Consider the following 4,374-nt stretch of genomic DNA (forward strand, 5'->3'; position numbering starts at 1 on the left):
AAAATGTGTCCAGGATTCTGGGTACATATCACTTTAAGGCGCTTTTTTGTTGCATTAATCTGTTAGATTTTCAACAAAGCGTTGGAAAATCGTTAATAGAATGCTCACCACTAAGGTAATCAACGGACTTGAAAATGAGAATCCCGGTCCGACAAACCATGATGTAATACTTAACATCATCGCATTTAACACAAAGCTAAAGCATCCAAACGTTACAATCGTTACTGGCAATGTTAAAAGGAATAAAATCGGTTTAACAAATAAGTTAAGTACCGCAAGAACGATACTTGCAATAAGCGCTGCTACCCAGTTTGTAACGTAAAACTGTGGAACAAACCATGCAATTACCAAAAATCCTAATGTATTAATGGCAATTTTTTTAGTAAATGACACTAAAAATCACTCCAATCATCATTATCCTCATCTTCTACTTTTCGAGCAGTTTTACGAGGACGATTATTTCTAGAAGTATAGTAGTAAGTATCTTGTCGATTACGACGACGGTACTCAGAACCCCCTTCTGGAATTATGATAGCAAGTAATATATAGAGGAAAATTGGAAAACCTGTCCAACAAAAAATCAAGAATAGTACACGGACAATTGTTGGATCTACTTCAAAGTATTCCGCAATTCCTCCCATTACTCCACAAAAAATTCGGTTATTTCTGGATCTTCTCAACTTTTTCATTTTATTTATCCCTCTTTCTTACTATCTGTCTTTGATTGTAGCTGATTTACATGAATATTACCAGTTGTTGTTTCTGCAACTACTTGTGGCATAAATTCTTTTTGCTTACAAATCACTGCTGTTCTTTCTGTTAAATCTTTTCTTTGTTTAATCACTTCAAAAATAGTTTCATCAAAGTGGAGACTTCCTAGAGATGTTTCTAAATTCGCTTCTAATCCTAATTCTTCGGCTAAACTGATTTTTACATTTCCGTTTGCTGTCTCAACATCCACTTTTTTCGTTTGTGGACTAGTAATTTCTACTTTAATATTACCATTTACCGTTTCAAATTTTGCTCCACGGAATTCTCCTTCTAAGCTAATATTTCCGTTCACCGTTTCAGAAACGATATCTTTAAAATCTAAGTGTTCATATTTTAGGTTCCCATTGACAATTTCAGACTCTAATAAAACCCCTGTGACATCTTTTAGGAAAATATTTCCGTTATTACTTTCTAAGTAATAATCTTTCCCTTTTAATTCTTTTAGATGAAGCGTTGTGTTTAAGCCTTTCATCGAAACATAATCATATTCTTTTTCTGGTAAAGAGATGGTCCAATCGCAGTAAACTTGTTTACTCAAGCTCTTAATAAAGATGGTATCTTCATCTACCTCAACCTTTACACGGTCTCTAATATACGATTCCGCATCGAAATATTCTTCATCTTGTGAAGCTACTCGGCATTCCCCTTCAATTGTCATTTCATTTCCTGGAACTGACTTCACACGGATAATTCCGTTTGCGACTTTAAAATCAAGGATACTTGCTTCATCAATGACTTGGTGGAAATGATAAGGAACTTTCTTACCATTTTTCGCTTGTGTATAAGGTTTGTTGACTTCTACAGAGTTTATAACAGATTGAACAGTAGCTGCAATCGAATCTGTAAATTTAGCAGCCCATGAAGTAATGCTTCCTGCTGTTCTTCTTGTTTTTTCTTCCCAGTCTGTTTCTTGTACTTTCTTCTTCGCTTTTTGAATGGTTTCTTCCCATTCTTCTTTTTTCTTTGCCTTCATTTTTTCATCAGCTTTTTTCTTTTCATGAAGTAAGCTCTTATATTGATTACTTAATTGCTCCGCTTCTTCTTCTAATCGAACGAGTTCCATTTCTTCATCTACCGTTAACGATTCTAATTGGCTAGCGGTTCTGATTTCGTCGATTCGACGATCAATTTCTTTTGTTCGTTTTAAAATTGTTTGAATGGCTTCGTCTGTTTGATCACTTTCTGCTGAAAACTTAGTGAAAGCACTCGCCACACCTTCCATAATAGAATCCAATTGACTTGTTGTAGGTTGTTCTTTCTCTTCTACTGCCTTGTCTCCCATTTTTTCTAAAAGGACTACCGCTTCTTCTGCTGAAATAATACCTTTATCTACTAGTTCTAAAATTCTATCTTTTTGATTCATCGTTTTCTTCCCCCTTAAATTTAGGTGTTTCTTGATTACATCCTTAGTGTAAAGCAAGTTAAAAATAAAAACATAGGTCCTAAGGTTGATTTTTATCCCGAACTTCTCTAAACCTAAAGTTGTATTCTAAATAAGTCTTCACTCTTTCTTTATCTTGCGCTACTGCTGTTTTGTTGATACACTTTGAATACAGTTTATAGTAGGAGTTGGAAGGAATTTGATAAAGAAAACCGTCACATTAAAATCGCATGAACGACTTGATCGACTCGAGAAAGAGAATATCGATATTATCCAAAGTCGCGAAGTGTTCTCTTTTTCTTTGGATGCAGTCCTTCTAGCGGATTTTGCAACTATCGCAGAGCGTAGAAAAGCGACCATCGTTGACCTTTGCTCAGGTAATGGAGCAGTAGCATTTTTACTCAGTCATAAGACCACTAATCCGATTACCGCTGTCGAAATTCAAGAACAACTCTATGATATGGCGATGCGCACCACTCAACTAAACGGTTTAGAAGACCGCGTTACCTTTATTCATCAGGACATTCGAAATTTAAAAGGCATTATCCCCAAAGATTCGGTCGATTACATCACTTGCAATCCACCTTATTTCAAGGTAAAAGAAACCAATCTGACCAATCTCAAGGAGGCCTATACGATTGCTCGTCATGAAGTGAACTTGCCTCTAGAAGATTTACTTGCGACTATTTCTGGGCTCTTGAAGATGAAAGGAAAAGCCTATCTTGTTCATAGGCCGGATCGATTGAGTGATATCTTAACAGAAGCAAGACAGCACAGATTGGAAGCTAAACGTGTTCAATTTGTATACCCGAAAGAAGGAAAAGAAAGCAATATTGTCCTTATTGAATTAATGAAGGACGGCCTTCCAGGAGGACTCAAGGTGTTGCCACCGATTACAGTTTTTAATGAGCAACAAGAATATACTGAAAAAATCAGAAGTATCCTCTGGGGGGACAAAGCATGAGTCAATTCTTTATGTATGTCCTACTCTGTAAGGATCAAACCTTTTACACCGGCTATACCGTTGATTTAGAAAAAAGAATCGCAACGCATAACGCTGGAAAAGGGGCCAAATATACAAGGATGAGAACCCCCGTCACACTGCTCTATGCTAAAGAATTCGCCACAAAACAAGAAGCGATGAAAGCAGAAGCAGCGTTCAAAAAGTTCTCTCGCCCCAAAAAAGAAATATTTCTACAAACGATGGGGGCAAGTATCACTCGTCCAGTGATTATCTATTTAGAAGGAGACAAGACAGATGAGACAAAAAAGTTATCGGACTGAAGGAATTGGCAAGCTTTTCCTTGTCCCTACTCCCATTGGAAACTTAGAAGACATGACATTCCGCGCTGTGAATACTCTACGCGATGTGGATTTAATTCTAGCCGAAGATACGCGTCATACACAAAAGTTACTTAACCACTTTGAAATTGAAACTCCGCAAAAGAGTTTTCATGAACATAATACGCAGGAACGCATCCCTCAAGTGATTGAGTGGCTCAAAGAGGGAAAAATGATTGCACAAGTGAGCGATGCCGGAACTCCTTCCATCAGTGACCCTGGCTTTGAACTGGTTCAAGCCTGTATCGAAGCTTCTATTCCTGTTATCCCGCTTCCGGGAGCGAACGCTGGGATTACAGCTTTAATTGCCAGTGGACTCGTCCCTCAGCCTTTTTACTTCTATGGATTCTTACCACGAAAGAAAAAAGAAAAAATCGAAGCATTAGAACAGTTACGCACGCATAGCGAAACCGTCATCTTATACGAATCACCGTTTAGACTAAAAGACACGTTTTTAGCTATCCAAAACGTGTACGGGGAAAATCAACCCGTTGTTCTCTGCCGTGAGTTAACCAAAAGTTATGAAGAGTTCATTAGAGGTACTGCTTCTGAACTTGTTCTTTTACTCCAGGAAGAAGAACTGAAAGGAGAATGTTGTATCTTGGTTGGACATAAAAATCCTACTGATGTGGCAACGGCACTATCTGGAAGTGCTAAAGAAAACACTCCCGATGCTTCTCTTTCGATTACTCAACAAGTGGAATGGTTTATGGAGCAGCAACAGTTATCCCAAAAAGAGGCCATCAAAACTGTTGCAAAACACCTAGGTCTCAAAAAACAAGACGTCTATAAGGAAGTTCATTCTCAGTAGAATGCTTCAACAAAAATACCGCCCAAGCACACACATCCTGAAGTGCACCCCAAAAGTTAGACACAAAATC

6 protein-coding genes are annotated in these 4,374 nt (G+C 37.8%); 3 read left to right on the top strand and 3 right to left on the bottom strand.

What is annotated here, in order from left to right:
• Nucleotides 1-54: 54 nt before the first annotated feature.
• Genes HMPREF3103_RS04945 through HMPREF3103_RS04955 form a run of 3 tightly spaced genes read right to left on the bottom strand, consistent with a single transcriptional unit; the run spans nt 55 to nt 2,134 of the window.
• Nucleotides 55-393 carry a phage holin family protein gene (locus HMPREF3103_RS04945; RefSeq protein ID WP_070437819.1) on the bottom strand — a complete coding sequence of 113 codons (339 nt, stop codon included), beginning with the start codon at nt 391-393 and terminating at the stop codon, nt 55-57.
• Nucleotides 393-689: a PspC domain-containing protein gene (locus HMPREF3103_RS04950; RefSeq protein ID WP_039849196.1), complete on the bottom strand. Its 297-nt coding sequence runs from the start codon at nt 687-689 to the stop codon at nt 393-395. The genes HMPREF3103_RS04945 and HMPREF3103_RS04950 overlap by 1 nt, the downstream gene beginning before the upstream one ends.
• Before the next feature lie 5 nt (nt 690-694).
• Entirely contained in the window at nt 695-2,134 is a 1,440-nt protein-coding gene (locus HMPREF3103_RS04955; RefSeq protein WP_070437822.1) for a DUF4097 family beta strand repeat-containing protein, read from the bottom strand.
• Between the two features lie 217 nt (nt 2,135-2,351).
• On the opposite strand from HMPREF3103_RS04955, the gene HMPREF3103_RS04960 reads away from it, so the two are divergent.
• From HMPREF3103_RS04960 to rsmI, 3 genes are read left to right on the top strand one after another with little or no spacing between them, the layout of a single operon-like run.
• The gene (locus HMPREF3103_RS04960) at nt 2,352-3,116 is read left to right on the top strand and encodes a tRNA1(Val) (adenine(37)-N6)-methyltransferase (protein WP_070437825.1); all 765 of its coding nucleotides are present in this window, start codon (nt 2,352-2,354) and stop codon (nt 3,114-3,116) included.
• The gene (locus HMPREF3103_RS04965) at nt 3,113-3,436 is read left to right on the top strand and encodes a GIY-YIG nuclease family protein (RefSeq protein ID WP_070437828.1); all 324 of its coding nucleotides are present in this window, start codon (nt 3,113-3,115) and stop codon (nt 3,434-3,436) included. Before HMPREF3103_RS04960 ends, HMPREF3103_RS04965 begins: the two co-directional genes overlap by 4 nt.
• Complete coding sequence (gene rsmI, locus HMPREF3103_RS04970) at nt 3,411-4,304, top strand: 16S rRNA (cytidine(1402)-2'-O)-methyltransferase (protein WP_070437831.1); 894 nt, start codon at nt 3,411-3,413, stop codon at nt 4,302-4,304. The genes HMPREF3103_RS04965 and rsmI overlap by 26 nt, the downstream gene beginning before the upstream one ends.
• Nucleotides 4,305-4,374 lie beyond the last annotated feature (70 nt).

The organism is Granulicatella sp. HMSC30F09, from assembly GCF_001806915.1.
Taxonomy (GTDB): domain Bacteria; phylum Bacillota; class Bacilli; order Lactobacillales; family Aerococcaceae; genus Granulicatella; species Granulicatella adiacens.

Excerpts from the sequence above, each read along its gene's own strand:
- HMPREF3103_RS04950 (WP_039849196.1), bottom strand. The coding sequence starts at position 689 with ATGAAAAAGTTGAGAAGATCCAGAAATAACCGAATTTTTTGTGGAGTA.
- HMPREF3103_RS04955 (WP_070437822.1), bottom strand. The coding sequence starts at position 2,134 with ATGAATCAAAAAGATAGAATTTTAGAACTAGTAGATAAAGGTATTATT.
- rsmI (WP_070437831.1), top strand. The coding sequence starts at position 3,411 with ATGAGACAAAAAAGTTATCGGACTGAAGGAATTGGCAAGCTTTTCCTT.
- HMPREF3103_RS04965 (WP_070437828.1), top strand. The coding sequence starts at position 3,113 with ATGAGTCAATTCTTTATGTATGTCCTACTCTGTAAGGATCAAACCTTT.